This is a genomic window from Aeromonas sp. 600886, assembly GCF_049174935.1.
GTDB lineage: Bacteria > Pseudomonadota > Gammaproteobacteria > Enterobacterales > Aeromonadaceae > Aeromonas > Aeromonas veronii_A.
In genome coordinates this window covers 15,075-33,370 of the sequence record NZ_JAAKUB010000023.1, presented here as the reverse complement: position 1 = coordinate 33,370, position 18,296 = coordinate 15,075, and the positions used below count along the sequence as shown (strand labels likewise).

Sequence of the window (18,296 nt, the reverse complement as noted above, 5' to 3'; positions counted from 1 at the left end):
TCGCAAGATCAGTGTCTTACTTCTGCTCCATGATGATCTGCAGCAGATCTCCCTCCAGCAGGGCGCGCTTGACCAGCGCAAAGCCGCCATAGGTAGGCTGGTTCTGGAAGCGGGCCTTCACGATGGGCAGGCCACGGTGGAAGCTCGGCAGGGATTGATGCTCGACACAGCGACGAATGGCCGGGAAGAGGAGCTCTTCGGCGGCGGTGATTTCTCCGGCGATCAGCACCTTCTGCGGGTTGAACAGGTTGACCGTAATCGCCACCGCCCGTCCCAGATGCTCACCCACGTTCTCGATGACGCTGCGGGCCAGTTCATCGCCCGCCAGCGCCGCCTTGCACACCTCCTGAATGGTGATGTGCTTCTCTTGCAGCACGCTCTGGTGACCGCGGCTGATGAGCTCCTTCACCTTGTCGACAATGGCCTCGTTGGAGGCGATGGTCTCGAGGCAGCCGAAGTTGCCGCAGTGGCAGCGCTTGCCGAGCGGTTCGACCTGGATATGGCCGATCTCGCCGACGTTGCGGTTCTGACCGAGGAACACCTGACCCTTGGTGATGATCCCCGAGCCCGTCCCCTGGTGAACACTCACCAGAATGGAGTCCATGCAGTCGCGGGACTCACCGAAGAAGTGTTCGGCCAGCGCGAGGGAACGGGTGTCGTTACCCACGTAGCAGGGAAGGTTGAAGTGGTTCTCAAGCAGCTTCGCCAGCCCCAGATTGCGGATCTGGTACTTGGGGGTGTAGATGACCATACCGGATTCCGGGTTGACCAGACCCGGCATGGTCAGCGCGATGCTGATGAGGTTGCGACAGCGTTCGCGGTTGGCATCGATAAAGGCGCCAATCTCTCGCAGCAGCATGTCGACCACGGGTTGCTGGTCGATCTCGGTCACCTGAATGACGTGCTGGTCGAGCTCTTTGCCATCGAGGTCATAGAGACTCAGTTGCAGGTAGCCGCGGCCCAGCTTGGCAGAGACAAACTGAAAGCGATGTTTGATGGTGGTCAGGGAGATGGCACGCCGCCCGCCGGTTGAGGCTTGCGGAGAGGTCTCCTTGATCAGGCCATGCTCGATCAGTTGCCGGGTTATTTTGGTCACGCTGGCCGGTGCCAGCTGACTCAACTCGGCAATCTTGACCCGGGAGATGGGGCCTTGCAGGTCGATGAGCCGATACACGGCTGCACTGTTGACCTGCTTGATAAGATCTACGTTTGCTATTTGTCCGCCAGTCATGATGTCACTGTTGTGTGTAGTGTCCGTTAACCACGGTCCCACGGACCGTGAAGTCCTGATCGAAGACAGTGAGGTTGGCTACTTTACCGACCTGGATACTACCGAGACATGAGTCCCATCCAATGGCGCGAGCGGGGTAGAGGCTGGCCATTCTCAGTGCTTCATCGAGCGGTAATCCGACCTGCTTGACCAGATTTTCCACCCCCTCAATCATGGTGAGGGAGGAACCGCCGAGTGTACCATTCTCGTCGACACACTGACCATCGCGTAAAAAGACGGTGGTGCCACAAAAATCAAATTTCTCAAAGCCTTCCGGCGCTCCGGCTGCTGCGGTGGCATCGGTGACCAGCACCAGTCGCTCCCCCAGCGCCTTGTGAGCAAGACGCACGTTGGCCCAGTGCACATGGTGGCCATCGACGATGATGCCCGCGTAGACATCCTTGCGATCATAGATGGCGCCCACGACGCCCGGTTCGCGACCGTTGAGGGTCGGGGTCATGGCGTTGTAGAGGTGGGTCGCAAAGCGAATACCGTTATCGAACCCGGCCATGGCCTGATCGTAACTGGCGGCAGTGTGACCGGCCGAGACCAGAATGCCCGCTTCCACCAGACGGCGGATATGGGTCGGTTCGTTGCGCTCCGGAGCCAGGGTGATTTTGGTGATGGCATCCGCGTTGGCGCAGAAGAAGTCGATCATCTCGTCCGCTGGCTGGCGAATTTGCGCGGCAGGGTGGATCCCCTTGCGCTTGAGGTTGGTGTAAGGCCCTTCCAGATGGACGCCCAGCACCTCGTTGGGGTGTGCAGCCATGTAGTCACGGGTCACCGCAACGGCCTGCTTCATATCCGCATCCGGACTGGTGATCAGGGTCGGCAGGAAGCTGGTGGTACCGGATTTGAGGTTGGCCGCCTGCATGGTTGCCAGGGTCTCGACCGTGATGTCTGTGTTGAACATCACCCCGCCACAGCCGTTGAGCTGCACATCGATAAAACCGGCGGTCAGGTTGGCGCCTTTGAGGTCAATCTGCTCGATGCCCGCAGGCAGTTCAGCCAGGTGAGAGATGGCGACAATCTTGTCGCCCTCGATAAGCACCCCGTAGCCGGTCAGCACGCAGCTGCCGGTGTAGAGGGTGCAGTTGGTCAATGCGTACATGACGACTCCTTACAGACGGCCGATGTTGGCGGCTTCCAGCTGCTGGAAGTAGCGAACGGTCTTGACCTTGAGCTCCATGGTGGAGGGCTCGTCACACACCATCATTCCCTTCGGATGCAGTTGCAGGGTGGAGATGGTCCACATGTGGTTGACGCTGCCTTCCACGGCGGCCTGCAGGGCCAGTGCCTTGCCGTGACCGGTAACCAGGATCATGATCTCTTCCGCATCCATCAGGGTGCCTACACCCACGGTCAGGGCCAGCTTGGGCACCTGCTCCATGTCGCCACCGAAGAAGCGGGAGTTGGCGATACGGGTATCTTCGGTCAGGGTCTTGACCCGGGTGCGGGAGGAGAGGGAAGAGGCCGGCTCGTTGAATGCGATGTGGCCGTCGTTACCCACGCCACCCATGAACAGGTGGATCTTGCCGTAGGACTTGATCTTGTCTTCGTAGCGCTTGCACTCGGCCACCAGATCCTCTGCATTGCCGTTGAGGATGTTGATGTTCTCGGGACGAATGTCGATGTGGCTGAAGAAGTTGTTGTGCATGAAGCTGTGGTAGCTCTCCGGGTGATCTTCCGGCAGGCCGACGTACTCGTCCATGTTGAAGGTGACCACGTTCTGGAAGCTCACTTCACCGGCTTTGTGCAACTCGATCAGGCGCTTGTAGGTGTTGAGCGGGGTGCCACCGGTGGGCAGGCCCAGTACGAAAGGGCGATCGCTGGTCGGCTTGAACGCGTTGATGCGGTCAACGATGTAACGAGCAGACCACAGGCCTACTTGGCTGGCAGATTTCAACGGGATCAGGCGCATATGGGATACCTCTGTGTCGGGTTGCGACCGGTTTGGCGGTGGCAATTGGCTAAGACGGATTCAAGTTGTTTTATAGCGTAAATAAAGATTGCGAACTAAGCCACATCTATCCACCACCTTTATCTTGTTTGGGTGATAACGATCACGATTATCGGTTTATTAATTTGCGCAGCGAAATAAAAGCCCTAGACTGCCAATCAAGCCTTGATGGCTTATGCGTCAAACGTGATAAGCACTTAATTTCTAGAAAAACATTAACTAAGGAGAGGAACCGTGAACATTCTCGGTTATTTGCAAAAGATCGGCCGTGCCCTGATGGTGCCGGTAGCGGTATTGCCTGCCGCCGCGATCCTGATGGGGGTTGGCTACTGGATTGACCCGAATGGTTGGGGTGGTGACAGTGCGCTGGCTGCCTTCCTGATCAAGGCGGGCGCAGCCATTATCGACAACATGTCCGTACTGTTCGCAGTCGGTGTCGCCTACGGTATGTCCAAGGATAAAGACGGTTCTGCTGCTCTGGCAGGTCTGGTCGGCTTCCTGGTCGTTACCACCCTGCTGAGCCCGGGTGCCGTGGCCCAGATCAAGAGCATCCCGGTGGAGCAGGTTCCTGCCGCGTTTGCCAAGATCAGCAACCAGTTCGTGGGTATCCTGTGTGGTGTTATCGCCGCTGAGCTGTACAACCGCTTCAGCAACGTCGAGCTGCACAAGGCACTCTCCTTCTTCTCCGGTCGTCGTCTGGTACCGATCGTAACCTCCGTGGTGATGATCGTCGTATCATTCATCCTGATGGCCGTATGGCCGGCAATCTACGGTGGTCTGGTCTCCTTCGGTGAGTCCATCGTGAGCCTGGGCTCTACCGGTGCCGGTATCTACGCCTTCTTCAACCGTCTGCTGATCCCGATCGGTCTGCACCACGCCCTGAACTCCGTGTTCTGGTTCAACGTGGCCGGAATCAACGACATCCCGAACTTCCTGGGTGGTCAGGCTACCATCGATGCCGCTCTGGCCGCTGGCAAGAGCCTGGATCAGGTGAAAGGCGTGGTCGGTATGTACCAGGCTGGCTTCTTCCCCATCATGATGTTCGGTCTGCCGGGTGCCGCTCTGGCCATCTACCACTCCGCCAAGAAAGAGAACAAAGAGAAAGTTGCTTCCATCATGATCGCAGCTGCCTTTGCCTCCTTCTTCACCGGTGTTACCGAGCCGCTCGAGTTCTCCTTCATGTTCGTGGCGCCGGTACTGTATGTCATCCACGCCGTACTGACCGGTATCTCCGTGTTCATCGCTGCCTCCATGCAGTGGATGGCCGGTTTCGGTTTCAGTGCCGGTCTGGTGGATATGGTGCTCTCCAGCCGTAACCCGCTGGCGACCAACTGGTACATGCTGATCCCTCAGGGTCTGGTCTTCTTCGGCCTCTACTACACAGTGTTCCGCGTAGTGATTGCCAAGCTGAACCTGAAAACCCCGGGTCGTGAAGATGACGAAGAGACTGCTCCGGCTGCCGCTCAATCTACCAACCGTACCGAGCTGGCCAAGCAATACCTGGAAGTGCTGGGTGGTCAAGAGAACCTGGTCTCCATCGATGCCTGCATCACCCGTCTGCGTCTGACTCTGAAAGACCGCAGCATCGTCGATGAGCGCAAGCTGAAAGCTCTGGGTGCAGCCGGTGTGGTCAAACTCGGTGAGCAGAACCTGCAGGTGATTCTGGGCCCATTGGCCGAAATCATCGCCGGTGAGATGAAAGCCCTGCGTTAATCGAGCGACTCGCTCACCTCAAGTCTAAGTCCATTGTTGACATAACTAAGGGCCCCGCTCAGGGGCCCCATATAAAAAAGCCAAGAAAATCCAACCTTTACTTCAAATGAGAGCAGCAGTTATGAACTTGAAACATTCTCTGTTAGCCATTGCCATGTCTACCGTTTTTGTCAGCCAGGTCCAGGCAGCCGATGCCGCCAAGCAGGCTGTGGTCGACTCCCTCGCCAACAACCTGGTGGTCAAGTATGAAGTGGTCACCAACGACGGTGCCGGTGCCGGCCTCGATTGCCAGGCGCTCGGTTCCGAGTGGGCGAGCTGTGGCGTTGCCAAGCTGCACCTGACCAATACCGGTGCTGACGTCACCTCCAAAGACTGGAGCATCTACGTCTCCTCCATCCGTCGTATCCAGCGTGTGGATAACGACCAGTTCACCATCACTCACCTGACCGGCGATCTCTATCGTTTGACGCCAACCGAGAAGTTCCAGGGCTTTGCCAAGGATGCCACGGTCGAAGTGCCGCTGGTGGTGGAATACTGGGTGCTGTTCGAGTCTGACATCATGCCGAACTGGTATGTCGCCAGCGAAGGTGCCGAGCCGAAAGTACTGGCCAGCATGAGCAATATCAATGATGCCAGCACCTACGAGAAGCCGATGCCGGCTGATGGCTGGAAGCGCACCAAGGATGACAAGAACATCCTGATGAACAGCGAAACCCGTTTCGCGGCCAACCAGACCAGCACCCTGCTGCCGGCTGGCAAGATTGACAACCAGATCCTGCCGACCCCGATGAAGCAGGTGGTCAAGGCTGGTCCGCAAATCGACTTCTCTACCATCAAGCTCAATGCCCTGGATTTGCCGAGCGATCGCGCCGAGGCCCTGAAGGCTCAACTGACCAAGCTGGGTGTTACCCTCTCCGACACCGGCTACCCGGTGACCATCAAGCTCGGCAGCAAGCTCAAGCAGGCTGAAGGCTATGACATGACCATCGGTCAGAAGGGCACAGTGATCCAGGGTCGCGACATCGACGGGGCATTCTGGGGTGCACAATCCCTGATCTCCCTGCTGGGTGTTGATGACAAGCTGGTGAGCCCGATGACCGTCGAGGATGCGCCGCGCTTTGAATACCGTGGCATGCAGACCGACGTGGCCCGCCACTTCCGCAGTCTGGATACCATGAAGAAGCTGGTTGACCAGATGTCTGCCATGAAGCTCAACGTGCTGCACCTTGGCCTGACCAACGATGAAGGCTGGCGTCTGGAGATCCCGGGTCTGCCGGAGCTGACCCAGGTCGGTAGCCAGCGTTGCCACGACGAGTCCGAAACCAAGTGCCTGATGCCGCAACTGGGTTCCGGCCCGACCAGCGACAACCAGGGTTCCGGTTTCTACAGCAAGTCTGACTACGTGGATCTGGTGCGTTATGCCAAGGCCCGCGGTGTGACCGTGATCCCCGAGATCAACATGCCGGCTCACGCCCGTGCTGCCGTGGTCTCCATGGAAGCGCGCTACAAGCGTCTGATGGCGGAAGGCAAAGAAGCGGAAGCCAACCAGTTCCGTCTGACTGATCCGGCTGACACCTCCAACGTCACCTCGGTCCAGTTCTACGACAAGATGTCCTTCATCAACCCTTGCCAGCCGGGTGCTGCCACCTTCGTGGCCAAGGTAATGGATGAAGTTGCCCAGATGCACCAGGCCGCCGGTCAGCCGCTGACCGCATGGCACTATGGTGGTGATGAGGCGAAGAACATCATGCAGGGCGGTGGCTATCAGGATCCGGCCGTCACCAAGAAAGAAGAGCTGGTCGCCTGGAAAGGCAACGTCGACTCCAGCAAGCAGGACAAGCCGTTTGGCAAGTCCCCGATGTGCCAGAAGATGATCGACGAAGGCAAGATCAAGGAAGTGGGCGAGCTGCCGGTTTACTTCGCCAAGGAAGTGGGCCAGATGGTCAAAGACCGCGGCTTCTCTACCCTGCAGGCGTGGGAAGATGGTCTGAAGTACGCCAGCGGTGCCAAGGACTTCGCCACCGACAACACCCGTGTCAACTTCTGGGAAACCCTCTACTGGGGTGGCTTCAATGAAGCGATGAAGTGGGCCCACAAGGGTTACCAAGTGGTGCTGTCCAACCCGGATTACCTCTACTTCGACTTCCCGAACGAAGTACACCCGGCCGAGCGTGGCTACTACTGGGCTACCCGTTTCAACGACACTCGCAAGGTGTTTGCCTTCGCCCCGGAAAACCTGCCGCAGAACGCCGAGACCTCGGTTGACCGCGACGGCAACGCCTTCGTGGCCAAGGGTGACCAGGATCCGGTCAAGTTCAAGGGGATCTCCGGTCAGCAGTGGAGTGAAACCGTGCGTACCGATGCTCAGTACGAGTACATGGTCTACCCGCGTATCTTCTCCGTGGCCGAGCGTGCCTGGCACAAAGGTGGCTTCGAGCTGGATTACGTGAAGAACCGCGAGTTCTCCGGCGAGACCAAGTTCGTCAACAAGGCCACCCTCAACAAAGAGTGGAACCAGTTTGCCAACGTACTGGGTCAGCGCGTGCTGCCGAAACTGGATCAGGCCGGTGTTGAATACCGCCTCTCCGTACCGGGTGCCAAGGTAGTGAACGGTGTGCTGGAAGCGAACGTGGATCTGCCGGGTCTGCCCATCCAGTACAGCCTGGACGGTACCAACTGGAGTGCCTATGACGCCGCGGCCAAGCCGAGCGTGAATGGCAAGGTCTACCTGCGTACCACCAGCTTCGATGGCAAGCGCACCAGCCGCGTCACCGAACTGAACTGATAGCAGTCAACCGTTAACATGAGGTGGGTCGCAAGACCCGCCTTTCCCAAGGGCGATGGCGCATCGGGTTTGGGAAAGGTTGACTGTGCGTGTGAGCCTTTGTTGTGTGTAATTGTCTGTTTTGTGTTTTTCATCACTTTCAGCCCCGCCTCGTGCGGGGCTTTTTTATTCATTTGGGGTGCAATGTGCCAAGCCACGCCGTTTTTAGTGGCGCAATGGTCGGGAAATGGCCCGGAAGTGCCAAATTCAGGTTGAGACAGCGCCCGTAATAAGGGATCATACCCGGCTTGACGGCGGGGGGATGAGGGTGCCAGCCGGCACAACTTCCGCCAGTGACGCTTTTTTGAGGTGAGCCATGAGTCAGGCGAACAGCCCAACTAACTTTATTCGTCAGATCATTGATGAAGATCTGGCCAGCGGTAAGCACAGCAGCGTGCATACCCGTTTTCCGCCCGAGCCGAACGGTTATCTCCATATCGGCCACGCCAAATCCATCTGCCTGAACTTCGGCATCGCCCGCGACTATCAGGGCCAGTGCAACCTGCGTTTCGATGACACCAACCCGGTGAAGGAAGATATCGAGTACGTAGAGTCCATCAAGCAGGACGTACAGTGGCTCGGCTTCCAGTGGAACGGCGAGATCTGCTACTCCTCCGACTATTTCGACAAGCTGCACGGCTACGCCATCGAGCTGATTGAAAAGGGTCTGGCCTATGTGGACGAGCTGACGCCCGAGCAGATGCGTGAGTACCGTGGCACCCTGACTGAAGCTGGCAAGAACAGCCCGTTCCGCGATCGCAGCGTGGAAGAAAACCTGGCGCTGTTTGCCAAGATGAAGAACGGCGAGTTCGCCGAAGGCACCGCCTGCCTGCGCGCCAAGATCGACATGGCATCTCCCTTCATGGTGATGCGTGATCCGGTTATCTACCGTATCAAGTTTGCCCACCACCACCAGACCGGTGACAAGTGGTGCATCTACCCGATGTATGACTTCACTCACTGCATCTCGGACGCGCTGGAAGGGATCACCCACTCCATCTGCACCCTGGAGTTCCAGGACAACCGTCGTCTGTACGACTGGGTGCTGGACAACATCACCATCGACTGCCACCCCCGTCAGTACGAGTTCTCTCGTCTGAACCTCGAATACACCGTCATGTCCAAGCGCAAGCTGAACCTGCTGGTGACCGAGAAGCATGTTGATGGTTGGGACGACCCGCGCATGCTGACCGTCTCCGGTCTGCGTCGTCGTGGTTACACCCCGGCCTCCATCCGCGAGTTCTGCAAGCGCATCGGCGTCACCAAGCAGGACAACATCGTCGAGATGAGCATGCTGGAAGCCTGCATCCGTGAAGACCTCAACGAGCATGCTCCGCGCGCCATGGCCGTGCTGCATCCGGTGAAAGTGGTCATCGAGAATCTGGCAGCCGACGAAGTGTTGACTGCCCCGGCCCACCCGAGCAATGCCGAGATGGGTACCCGCGAGCTGAACTTCACCCGCGAGATCTTCATCGACGAAGCGGACTTCAAAGAAGAGGCGAACAAGCAGTTCAAGCGTCTGGTGCTGGGCAAGGAAGTGCGTCTGCGCAATGCCTATGTGATCAAGGCCGAGCGCATCGAGAAAGATGCCGATGGCAAAGTCACCTGCATCTACTGCTCCTACGATCCCGAGACTCTGGGCAAGGATCCGGCCGATGGCCGTAAGGTGAAAGGGGTGATCCACTGGGTCAGCGCAACTCACTCTCTGCCAGCGGAAGTGCGTCTCTACGATCGTCTGTTCAAGGTGCCGAACCCGGGCGCCGAGGATGACTTCGAAGCCGCGCTGAACCCGGAATCCCTGGTGATCATCGAGGGGGCCCGTGTCGAGGCATCCCTGAAGAACGCCAAGCCGGAGCAAGCTTACCAGTTCGAGCGTGAAGGTTATTTCTGCGCCGACAACAAGCTCTCCAGCCCGGAGCATCTGGTGTTCAACCGCACCGTTGCCCTGCGCGACTCCTGGGGCAAAGTCGAAGGCTAAGCCGATGGGGCAGGGAGACCCTGCCCTGTGTGATGCCAGACGGCCTGCGCCGGACAATAAAAAAGCCAGCATCAGCTGGCTTTTTTATTGTCCGTTATCTGCAAGTCGCGGGCGACTTATTCGTCGTGCTTGCACTCACCGGTAGCACAGTGACCGTAGAGGTAGAGGCTGTGGTTGGTGAGACGGATATTGAATTTCTTGGCGATCTCGCGCTGACGCTGTTCGATCACTTCGTCGGAGAACTCGATCACCTTGCCGCAGTCAAGGCAAACCAGGTGGTCGTGGTGCTCCTGAGTGGCCAGCTCGAATACCGACTTGCCACCTTCGAAGTGGTGACGGGTAACGATACCGGCATCATCAAACTGGTTGAGAACGCGATAGACGGTAGCGAGACCAATCTCTTCACCCAGGTCGATCAGTCGTTTATAGAGATCTTCGGCGCTGGTGTGCTGGCAATCCGGCTGTTGCAGGATTTCCAGGATTTTGACCCGGGGCAAGGTGATCTTGAGCCCGGCCTTTTTTAACGCTTGGTTGTTGTCTGCCATATTCTACTTATTCGCATTCTCGAAGGTGGGGTTATTCTGATGGACTGCCGCAGGAATGGCAACCTTGAACTCGCTTGGCCTGTCATTATAGGTCGTAGCCTCCCTAAAAATAAACCCAGCAATTCAAGGGGTTTAGCCATAAATGGCCGGTTGGATTGAAATAATCAATCGTGTCGTCCGACTTGCTGGCATGGCAGATGTTGATAAGATGTAACTTTCATATTTCTGGTCGGATGAGATCCATGGATTGGCTTTTTGACAATGCGGCCTGGGTGCGCCGCGCACTCAACGCCTGGCCCCCTTTCTGGGGTGCCGGTATCAAGATAGAGACCCTGAGCGATGACTTTCGCTACTGCCGGGTGACCCTCAAATCCCGCTGGTGGAACAAGAACGCCAACCGCACCCAGTTTGGCGGCAGCATGTTTGCCATGACGGACCCCATCTATCCACTGATGCTGATGGGCTACTTCAAGAATCGCTACTACGTCTGGGATAAGGCGGGCAGCATCAACTACATCAAGCCCGGCAAGGGCAAGCTGGTGGCCGAGTTCAACCTGACCGAGGGCAAGTTGACCGAAATCATGGCGGCGACCGAAGGTGGCAACAAACACTTCCCCGAATTCGAGGTTACGGTACAGGACAAGAGCGGCGAGCTGGTGGCGCAGGTCAAGCGCACCCTCTATGTGCGAGCCAAACCGGAGCACAGAGGTGAATAACAGGGGAGAATGAAGGCAGGCATCGCCACTTGCAGATACAACAAGGGCCCGTCAGGGCCCTTGTTGTCAGAGGTATGAGGGGAAGCGGATTACTCCAGTTCGCCCAGGCACATCTCTTCGTGCAACTGCTTGCACCAGCCCTTGACGCGCTCGGCGGTCAGCTCCGGCTGGCGATCTTCATCGATACCCAGACCGACAAAGTGCTTGTCATCGACCAGTGCCTTGGAGGCTTCGAACTCGTAGCCTGCAGTCGGCCAGTGACCGATGATGATGGCGCCTTTGGCTTCGACGATGTCACGCAGGGTGCCCATGGCGTCGAGGAAGTATTCGGAATAGTCTTCCTGATCACCGCAACCGAAGATGGCGACCAGCTTGTTGGTGAAGTCGATTTCGCCCAGATCGGGGAAGAAGTCGTCCCAGTCGGCCTGGGCTTCGCCGTAGTACCAAGTCGGGATGCCGAACATCAGCAGATCAAAGCTCTCGATGTCGGCCTTGCTGCTCTTGGCGATGTCACGGACTTCAATCAGGTTTTTGCCCAGCTCTTTCTGGATCATCTTGGCGACAGCTTCGGTGTTACCGGTATCGCTGCCAAAAAACAGACCTACACTTGCCATAGTGTTTAGTTACCCGTATTTGGTGTTAATGCTCAACGCTCAGACTGCAATGTCCACCGCAAAGGCGGACTCAATCTGTTGTTTCAGGATAGATTGGATCAGCTCGGCTCGGCTGATGTTCTGTTGTAACGCAAGTTGGTTCAGGCGCTCCAGCAACTCGGCCTCCACCTTTAACTCTACCCGCTTCAGCCCATTTTCCCGATCGCGCTTAAGCTGGTTACGCTTGTTGATCTTGAGCTGGGTCTCGCGGGGGAGTGGATTGGTCTTTGGCCTGCCGGGGCGCTTCTCATTTGCGAACAGATCCAGTGTTGTTCGATCAGTTTGCTGTTTGGCCATACATCACAGATGAAAATAAGTTAGCCGAGTCCTGAGCCTTCCCAGCCCAGTTCGATCAGCCCCTTGGCGACAAAACCCGCACAACCCAGAAACAGTACCAACCAGACGATAAAACGACCGAAACGGGGCACGTTGCCGCGCTTGAGCACGTCCTGAATGGCCAGGCCAATCAATATGAAAATGGCCACAAAGAATAACTTGAGGCCCAAACTTTCGATCAGGTCGATATGTTCACTTAGCATGGATTGCGCACACTCCTTATGACCGGCGCACTATATCACAAAGGATTTGAAACTGTTAACCGCCTGTCGACAGGAAATCCACAACCAATTTGTTGAACAGAGCCGGTTTTTCCGCATGCAGCCAGTGGCCGGTACCCGCGATGACACGCACCTTTGCCGCCGGGAATTGGGCCAGTGCCGTCTCGCTGTATTGGGGCTGCATATAGTCAGAATCCCCCCCCTTGATAAAGAGCACCGGCCCCTCGAAGCGGCGGTCATCCTCTGGCCAGCCCATGATGTTGGCGTAGTTTTGCTCAAGGGCGGGCACATTGAAGCGCCACCCCCAGCCATGCTCGCCTCTGGCGAAGGATTTGAGCAGGAACTGGCGTACCCCGGCGATCTCGATGTGCTGCGCCAGCATGGCTTCCGCTTCACTGCGGCTTTGCGGCGGCGTGCGCAGTGTGGCGTTGAGTCCGGCGAACACATTCTGGTGGCGGGAATGGGGATAGGCGACTGGCGCCATGTCGGCCACTACCAGCTTGGTCACCCGCTCAGGCGCCAGCTTGGCGACCTGCATCGCCACCTTGCCGCCCATCGAGTGGCCAATCAGGGTCGCTTCGGCAATATTCAGCCGATCCATCAGGGTCAGGATATCGGCTGCTTGGGCCGGATAGCTCATCTCGCTGCTATGAAAGGAGGCACCGTGGTTGCGCAGATCGACGCTGATGACCCGGTACTGTTCACAGAGAGCACGGGCCAGCAGGCCGAGGTTGTCGAGGCTGCCAAACAGGCCGTGGATCAGAATGACCGCCGGGCCCTGACCCTGCTCCTTGAAGTTCAATATGCTGTTTTGTTGCAAAATGACACCTTGTCGGTCGTGGGTGCGTATCACTGTTTTATTTAACGCACTGGAAAGAAAAGGATTTCGTCCAATAGATTGGGATTTCATGTGGTTTTTTTTCTAAAAAATCCCGTCCGGATCGGCTATCAGTGCGTCTGATCACACACTTGGCCTGCTATTATGCCGTATTCTCGATGAGATTCATGTACATCTGCCAGCCCCTTGCTTGGGCTGTCGGGTTTGCCTATGTATAATCGCCGCATCCGAATTTCGACGAGTCCAGCGCATCCCTATGAAAACCATCGAGCTTGATGACGATCTCTACTTCTATATCGCCAGCCAGACCCGGCACATCGGTGAGAGTGCCTCCGATATCCTGCGCCGTCTGCTGGAACAGCCTGCTCACCAAGGTGTGCCGGTTGCCGAGCCCGTTGCCGTCGCGCAGCCCAGTGCGGTAGCCACCCGACAAGGGCTGCAAGCCCTGCTCGATTCCGGTGAGCTGCAAAAAGAAGAGAAGTCCATCAACCGCTTTATGCTGGTGCTGAGTACCCTCTACCGGGATAACCCGGAAGGCTTTACCCAAGCCACCGAAATCAAGGGGCGCAAGCGCGTCTACTTCTCGCAGGATCCCGAGGCTCTGCGTGCCAGTGGCAGCACCACCAAGCCCAAGCCGGTACCGGAAACCCCGTTCTGGGTAATCACCAACACCAACACCAGTCGCAAGCAGAACATGGTGGCCCAGCTGATGAGCAGCATGGGTTACGGCGACGAGGTGATCGCGCAGGTGTGCGGCGCAATCTAACGGTTTTTCAAGACTCAGGCCTTGCCCGGCAAGGCCGCCATTACGCAAGGAAAACGCCATGGCTCAGCATTCCCACGCCGGTCAGCCGGCCCGTTTAAGCGACCTGACCAACATTCCCCGTCTGGTCAGCGCCTACTACCTCAACAAGCCGGACATGAGCCGCCCCGAGCAGCGGGTGGCCTTTGGTACCTCCGGCCACCGTGGCAGCGCCCTGCACAGCGCCTTTACCGAATCCCATATTCTGGCGGTGACCCAGGCCCTGGTGGAGTATCGCCAGCAGGCCGGCATCACTGGCCCGCTGTTTGTCGGCATGGATACCCACGCCCTGTCTGAATCCGCCTTTGCCAGCGCCGTCGAAGTGCTGGCCGCCAACGGCGTTGAAACCCGCATTCAGGCTGGCCTCGGCTTTACCCCGACCCCGGTCATCTCTCACGCCATCTTGCGCCACAATGCAGGCAAACCGGCTGCCCGTGCTGACGGCGTGGTGATCACTCCGTCCCACAACCCGCCGGAAGATGGTGGCTTCAAGTACAACCCGCCTCACGGTGGCCCCGCCGAAGGGGAGATCACCAAGTGGGTGGAGGACCGTGCCAACGCGATTCTGGAAGCGGGTCTGGCTGGCGTGAAACGGATGCCGTTCGCCGAAGCGCTCAAGAGCCCGTTCGTGGTCGAGCACGACTATGTCACCCCCTATGTGGATGATCTGAAGAACGTGCTGGACATGGATGCCATCAAGAACGCGGGCATCAAGATCGGTGTCGATCCGCTGGGCGGCTCCGGTGTCGCCTACTGGGACGTCATCGCCAAGACCTACGGCCTGAATATCGAGGTGGTGAACTACAAGGTCGACCCGACCTTCTCCTTCATGACCCTGGATAAAGACGGCAAGATCCGGATGGACTGCTCCAGCCCGTTCGCCATGGCGAGCCTGATCGCGCTCAAGGACAAGTTCGACATCGCCCTTGGCAATGACCCTGACTACGACCGTCACGGCATCGTCACCAAGTCAGGCCTGATGAACCCGAACCACTATCTGGCGGTGGCGATCCAGTATCTGTTTACCCATCGTACCGGCTGGTCTGCGGATGCGGCCGTCGGCAAGACGCTGGTCTCCTCCTCGATGATCGACCGGGTTGCCGGCGAGATTGGCCGCACCCTGAAAGAGGTGCCGGTCGGCTTCAAGTGGTTCGTGGATGGCCTCTACAGCGGCGAGTTCGGCTTTGGCGGCGAGGAGAGCGCTGGCGCCTCCTTCCTGCGCAAAGATGGCACCGTCTGGACCACCGACAAGGATGGTTTCATTCTGGCGCTGCTGGCGGCGGAAATTCTGGCGGTGACCGGCAAGGATCCGCAAGCCCACTACGACGCACTGGAAGCCAAGTTCGGCCGCTCCAGCTATCGTCGCATCGACGCCCCGGCCAACAGCGCCCAGAAAGCGGTGCTCTCCAAGCTGGATCCTGCTCTGGTGGAAGCCTCAACTCTGGCGGGTGAGCCCATCATCGCCAAGCTGACCAAGGCACCGGGCAACGATGCCGCCATCGGCGGCCTCAAGGTGGTGACCGAGAACGGCTGGTTCGCGGCGCGCCCCTCCGGCACCGAGTCCATCTACAAGATCTATATGGAGAGCTTCAAGGGCGACGCGCACCTCGACCTCATCCAGCAAGAGGCCCAGCAGATCGTCTCTGCTGCGCTGGCCAAGGCAGGTGTATAAGCCACCCTCCAGTCGCTGACCGCTGACTAAAAAGAGGAGCCGCAATGGCTCCTCTTGTTTATGCGCGGATTGAGGTGGTCTGGTGTTTACGCCTCGTTACAGATCCCTGTACTCGCTCGGCGGGCTTGCCAACGTTTGAAGAAGGGGCGTGCTGGCAGCTTCATCAGGAACAGTGAGAGCAGGATCACCCCGATGCCGATCCACTGGCTGACATCCAGGGTTTCACCCACCATCAATACCCCAAGCGACACAGCCATCATGGGATTGGTGAGGGCCAGCATGCCCATCACCTCTGGGCCGTGGTGCTTTAATCCCCACAACCAGGCCCAGTAGCCCAGCGCGGTGTTGAGCAGGATCAACCAGAGCAATCCCGGCACACTGGCCGGATCCGGTAACGGCATTGGGCCAGCTAGCCACCAGGCGAGCGGGATCAGCATCAAGCCCCCAAGCAGCAATTGCCAGGCGGTCAGCGCCAGCAGATCGTTTACTGGCCAGTGGCGCATCCAGCGGCTGGATTGGCCGATCAGCACTGTGGCCAGCATGGCGCATGCAACTCCGACAGGATCCAGATTGGCAGAGGGGTTGAGCAACAGTAATACCCCAGCCAGCCCCATCAATCCCAGCAGTAGCCATTTCAGGCTTGGTCGTGTGCCATCTTGCAACCAGGCCAGTAGCATCAGCACCAGCGGCAGGGTGGCACCAAGTGTACCTGCTACTGCCCCCGGCAGCCGGAAGGCCGCCACAAACAGCAAAGCGAAGAAGGCGGCAATGTTGCAAAACGCCAACAGGAACTGCTTGCCCCAGGACAGAGGCGGCATGCGCGGATGTAACAGTAACAAGAGCAGCCCGGCAGGCAGTGCTCGCCATACGGCAACCCAGTAGGGTGAGTAGTCAGTCAGGTAGAGGCTGACGACAGCATAGGTGCTGCCCCACAGCAGTGGAGCCAGCAAGGCGATCAGCATTGGCATTATTTATCTCTTCGCAAAGTATCTTTAAGTGAAGATAAATTAGCGCCAAATTGATTTATCATCAAGTATCTCGATATAAAGATAAGTAGTTGGCGATGGAATCAGATCATGTAGACCTGCTGCTGGCTCAGTGGGCCCGGCAGCGACCGGATCTCGACTGTTCTCCTATGGGGGTGCTGGGTCGGGTAGCCCGAATGGCGGCAATTGCCGGTCGTGAGGTGAGTGAAGAGCTCAAGGAGTGCGGCCTGCTTGGCACGGACTTCGACATTTTGGCGACCCTGCGTCGGTCGGGTGAGCCACTGACGCCGACAGTGCTCTACCAATCGGCCATGTTGAGTTCGGGTGCCATGACGGCCCGGCTCGACAAGCTGGCCGAGCGGGGACTGATAGAGCGGCAAGCGGCGCCCAGCGATCGGCGCAGCCTGCTGGTCTGCCTCACCGAATCGGGCAAAGCGCTTATCGACCGAGCGGTTGAGCTGCACGTGGCCAACGAGCGTCGCCTGTTGGCGCCACTGACTGAGGCGGAGCAGGCTCAGTTAGCGGCACTGCTCAAACGCTGGTTGCTGGAAAACGAGTAACAAAAACGGGCCAGCAGGCCCGTTTTTGTTGGCAAATCAGTACCTGACTCAGTAACCGCCTTTGGCCTCTTTCACCGCCAGCCCCAGCTGCCACACTGCCATGGCGTAGTGGGTGCTGTGGTTATAGCGGGTGATGGTGTAGAAGTTGGGCAGACCGTACCAGTATTGGTAGCCGGTGCCGACATCGAGGCGCAGCAGGCTCGACTCGCTGTGGTTGCCCAGGCTGCTGGTGGGGGTCAGCCCTGCGCGGCGCAGGGTGGCGACCGGGTAGCGGGTCTGGAAGCCATGCTCATAGCCGGGCAGTTGGCCCTGACCACGCACCGCCACCGGTTGCCCTTTCTCCCAGCCATGGGCCTTGAAGTAGTTGGCGACGCTGCCGATGGCATCCACCGGATCCCACAGGTTGGTGTGGCCGTTGCCGTCAAAGTCCACCGCATAGCGCTGGAAGCTGGAGGGCATAAACTGGCCATAGCCCATGGCGCCTGCATAGGAGCCCTTTGGTTCGGTGGGATCCATCCCCTCGTCGCGGGTCATCACCAGGAAGGCTTCCAATTCGCTCGTGAAGAATTCGGCGCGGCGCGGATAATCAAATGCCAGGGTGGCCAGCGCATCCAGAATGCGGGTCTTACCCATCACCCGGCCCCAGCGGGTCTCCACCCCGATAATGCCGACGATGATCTCCGGCGGCACCCCGTAGATCTGCTCCGCCCGGTTCAGCTCGCTTGCGTATTCACGCCAGAAGTTGACGCCGTTCTGTACGTTGTCTGGGGTGATGAACTTGGCACGATAGCGGTTCCAGGCGCCGGTCGGGCCGGTGGGCTTGGCGGTAGTCGGCGCCTGGGCATCCATCAGGCGGATGATCCAGTCGTAACGCTCTGCCTGTGCCAGCACCTGATGCAGCTGGGCGTTGTCAAAACCGTGCTTCTCGACCATTTTCTGGACGAACCGGTCCACGTTGGGGCGATTGGCGAAGTCCCCCTTGCTAACCCCTTGTGTATAAACGGGTTTGCTCGATGGCGCCTGATTGATAAAGGCGCTCTTGGGCTGGGGGACGACCACGGGTTTTGGTGCTGGGGCGCTGCTGCAGCCACCGAGCAGGGGGAATAATGACAGAGTGAGAAGAGAGGCAAGGCGACGCATAGGGTTCTCAAAGAGACTGATAAAAGTGTCGTCATGGTAAAACATTGCCATCCCCGTGCAAGTGTTCCGTGCGCCTTGTTTG

17 protein-coding genes are annotated in these 18,296 nt (G+C 58.2%); 7 read left to right on the top strand and 10 right to left on the bottom strand.

Annotated features, from left to right (window positions below; translation table 11 throughout):
- Window positions 1-16 precede the first annotated feature (16 nt).
- The 3 genes from nagC to nagB are packed head-to-tail and all read right to left on the bottom strand — an operon-like array spanning window position 17 to window position 3,191.
- Window positions 17-1,231 carry a DNA-binding transcriptional regulator NagC gene (gene nagC, locus G5179_RS16565; protein WP_421258749.1) on the bottom strand — a complete coding sequence of 405 codons (1,215 nt, stop codon included), beginning with the start codon at window positions 1,229-1,231 and terminating at the stop codon, window positions 17-19.
- 4 nt (window positions 1,232-1,235) lie between these two features.
- On the bottom strand, window positions 1,236-2,381 hold the full coding sequence (gene nagA, locus G5179_RS16560) for an N-acetylglucosamine-6-phosphate deacetylase (protein ID WP_421258748.1): 1,146 nt from the start codon (window positions 2,379-2,381) through the stop codon (window positions 1,236-1,238).
- 9 nt (window positions 2,382-2,390) lie between these two features.
- Window positions 2,391-3,191 (bottom strand): glucosamine-6-phosphate deaminase, encoded by an 801-nt coding sequence (gene nagB, locus G5179_RS16555; RefSeq protein ID WP_005334308.1) that lies wholly within the window; start codon window positions 3,189-3,191, stop codon window positions 2,391-2,393.
- A gap of 273 nt (window positions 3,192-3,464) precedes the next feature.
- Here nagB and nagE point away from each other — a divergent pair, with 273 nt between their 5' ends.
- The 3 genes from nagE (at window position 3,465) to glnS (ending at window position 9,745) form a co-directional block, all read left to right on the top strand.
- The gene (gene nagE / locus G5179_RS16550; RefSeq protein ID WP_421252183.1) at window positions 3,465-4,943 is read left to right on the top strand and encodes an N-acetylglucosamine-specific PTS transporter subunit IIBC; all 1,479 of its coding nucleotides are present in this window, start codon (window positions 3,465-3,467) and stop codon (window positions 4,941-4,943) included.
- A 121-nt stretch (window positions 4,944-5,064) separates the two neighbouring features.
- Window positions 5,065-7,728, top strand: coding sequence for a beta-N-acetylhexosaminidase (locus tag G5179_RS16545; RefSeq protein ID WP_021231105.1), 2,664 nt, complete (start codon window positions 5,065-5,067; stop codon window positions 7,726-7,728).
- A gap of 355 nt (window positions 7,729-8,083) precedes the next feature.
- The gene (gene glnS / locus G5179_RS16540) at window positions 8,084-9,745 is read left to right on the top strand and encodes a glutamine--tRNA ligase (protein WP_005334302.1); all 1,662 of its coding nucleotides are present in this window, start codon (window positions 8,084-8,086) and stop codon (window positions 9,743-9,745) included.
- 116 nt (window positions 9,746-9,861) lie between these two features.
- Here glnS and fur read toward each other — a convergent pair whose 3' ends face one another.
- Entirely contained in the window at window positions 9,862-10,290 is a 429-nt protein-coding gene (gene fur / locus G5179_RS16535; RefSeq protein WP_005334301.1) for a ferric iron uptake transcriptional regulator, read from the bottom strand.
- Between the two features lie 242 nt (window positions 10,291-10,532).
- On the opposite strand from fur, the gene G5179_RS16530 reads away from it, so the two are divergent.
- Window positions 10,533-11,006 carry a DUF4442 domain-containing protein gene (locus G5179_RS16530; protein WP_180993667.1) on the top strand — a complete coding sequence of 158 codons (474 nt, stop codon included), beginning with the start codon at window positions 10,533-10,535 and terminating at the stop codon, window positions 11,004-11,006.
- Between the two features lie 89 nt (window positions 11,007-11,095).
- On the opposite strand, the gene fldA is transcribed toward G5179_RS16530, so the two are convergent.
- From fldA to G5179_RS16510, 4 genes are read right to left on the bottom strand one after another with little or no spacing between them, the layout of a single operon-like run.
- On the bottom strand, window positions 11,096-11,620 hold the full coding sequence (gene fldA / locus G5179_RS16525) for a flavodoxin FldA (RefSeq protein WP_005334298.1): 525 nt from the start codon (window positions 11,618-11,620) through the stop codon (window positions 11,096-11,098).
- Window positions 11,621-11,659: 39 nt separating this feature from the next.
- Window positions 11,660-11,956, bottom strand: coding sequence for a LexA regulated protein (ybfE, locus tag G5179_RS16520; RefSeq protein ID WP_005334297.1), 297 nt, complete (start codon window positions 11,954-11,956; stop codon window positions 11,660-11,662).
- Window positions 11,957-11,976: 20 nt separating this feature from the next.
- Window positions 11,977-12,198 carry a DUF2788 domain-containing protein gene (locus G5179_RS16515; protein ID WP_005334296.1) on the bottom strand — a complete coding sequence of 74 codons (222 nt, stop codon included), beginning with the start codon at window positions 12,196-12,198 and terminating at the stop codon, window positions 11,977-11,979.
- Window positions 12,199-12,253: 55 nt separating this feature from the next.
- Window positions 12,254-13,036: an alpha/beta fold hydrolase gene (locus G5179_RS16510; RefSeq protein ID WP_421258747.1), complete on the bottom strand. Its 783-nt coding sequence runs from the start codon at window positions 13,034-13,036 to the stop codon at window positions 12,254-12,256.
- Window positions 13,037-13,310: 274 nt separating this feature from the next.
- Here G5179_RS16510 and seqA point away from each other — a divergent pair, with 274 nt between their 5' ends.
- Both seqA and pgm read left to right on the top strand, forming a co-directional pair.
- A complete protein-coding gene (gene seqA, locus G5179_RS16505; RefSeq protein WP_421258746.1) occupies window positions 13,311-13,820 on the top strand; it encodes a replication initiation negative regulator SeqA in 510 nt (169 codons plus the stop codon).
- Between the two features lie 58 nt (window positions 13,821-13,878).
- Window positions 13,879-15,528, top strand: coding sequence for a phosphoglucomutase (alpha-D-glucose-1,6-bisphosphate-dependent) (gene pgm / locus G5179_RS16500; RefSeq protein WP_021231101.1), 1,650 nt, complete (start codon window positions 13,879-13,881; stop codon window positions 15,526-15,528).
- An 86-nt stretch (window positions 15,529-15,614) separates the two neighbouring features.
- On the opposite strand, the gene G5179_RS16495 is transcribed toward pgm, so the two are convergent.
- Entirely contained in the window at window positions 15,615-16,496 is an 882-nt protein-coding gene (locus tag G5179_RS16495) for a DMT family transporter (RefSeq protein ID WP_107685124.1), read from the bottom strand.
- A 95-nt stretch (window positions 16,497-16,591) separates the two neighbouring features.
- On the opposite strand from G5179_RS16495, the gene G5179_RS16490 reads away from it, so the two are divergent.
- Window positions 16,592-17,074, top strand: a complete 483-nt coding sequence (locus tag G5179_RS16490; protein ID WP_005334289.1) for a MarR family winged helix-turn-helix transcriptional regulator — start codon at window positions 16,592-16,594, stop codon at window positions 17,072-17,074.
- Between the two features lie 48 nt (window positions 17,075-17,122).
- Here the strand turns inward: G5179_RS16490 and mltB are convergent, their stop codons facing one another.
- The gene (gene mltB, locus G5179_RS16485; RefSeq protein ID WP_100654094.1) at window positions 17,123-18,214 is read right to left on the bottom strand and encodes a lytic murein transglycosylase B; all 1,092 of its coding nucleotides are present in this window, start codon (window positions 18,212-18,214) and stop codon (window positions 17,123-17,125) included.
- Between the last annotated feature and the right edge of the window lie 82 nt (window positions 18,215-18,296).

Bases quoted from the DNA above. Each gene is read 5' to 3' on its own strand.
- G5179_RS16515 (WP_005334296.1), bottom strand. From the start codon at position 12,198: ATGCTAAGTGAACATATCGACCTGATCGAAAGTTTGGGCCTCAAGTTA.
- nagC (WP_421258749.1), bottom strand. From the start codon at position 1,231: ATGACTGGCGGACAAATAGCAAACGTAGATCTTATCAAGCAGGTCAAC.
- fldA (WP_005334298.1), bottom strand. From the start codon at position 11,620: ATGGCAAGTGTAGGTCTGTTTTTTGGCAGCGATACCGGTAACACCGAA.
- G5179_RS16530 (WP_180993667.1), top strand. From the start codon at position 10,533: ATGGATTGGCTTTTTGACAATGCGGCCTGGGTGCGCCGCGCACTCAAC.
- glnS (WP_005334302.1), top strand. From the start codon at position 8,084: ATGAGTCAGGCGAACAGCCCAACTAACTTTATTCGTCAGATCATTGAT.
- G5179_RS16545 (WP_021231105.1), top strand. From the start codon at position 5,065: ATGAACTTGAAACATTCTCTGTTAGCCATTGCCATGTCTACCGTTTTT.
- G5179_RS16490 (WP_005334289.1), top strand. From the start codon at position 16,592: ATGGAATCAGATCATGTAGACCTGCTGCTGGCTCAGTGGGCCCGGCAG.
- nagB (WP_005334308.1), bottom strand. From the start codon at position 3,191: ATGCGCCTGATCCCGTTGAAATCTGCCAGCCAAGTAGGCCTGTGGTCT.
- G5179_RS16495 (WP_107685124.1), bottom strand. From the start codon at position 16,496: ATGCCAATGCTGATCGCCTTGCTGGCTCCACTGCTGTGGGGCAGCACC.
- nagA (WP_421258748.1), bottom strand. From the start codon at position 2,381: ATGTACGCATTGACCAACTGCACCCTCTACACCGGCAGCTGCGTGCTG.
- seqA (WP_421258746.1), top strand. From the start codon at position 13,311: ATGAAAACCATCGAGCTTGATGACGATCTCTACTTCTATATCGCCAGC.
- ybfE (WP_005334297.1), bottom strand. From the start codon at position 11,956: ATGGCCAAACAGCAAACTGATCGAACAACACTGGATCTGTTCGCAAAT.
- pgm (WP_021231101.1), top strand. From the start codon at position 13,879: ATGGCTCAGCATTCCCACGCCGGTCAGCCGGCCCGTTTAAGCGACCTG.
- mltB (WP_100654094.1), bottom strand. From the start codon at position 18,214: ATGCGTCGCCTTGCCTCTCTTCTCACTCTGTCATTATTCCCCCTGCTC.
- fur (WP_005334301.1), bottom strand. From the start codon at position 10,290: ATGGCAGACAACAACCAAGCGTTAAAAAAGGCCGGGCTCAAGATCACC.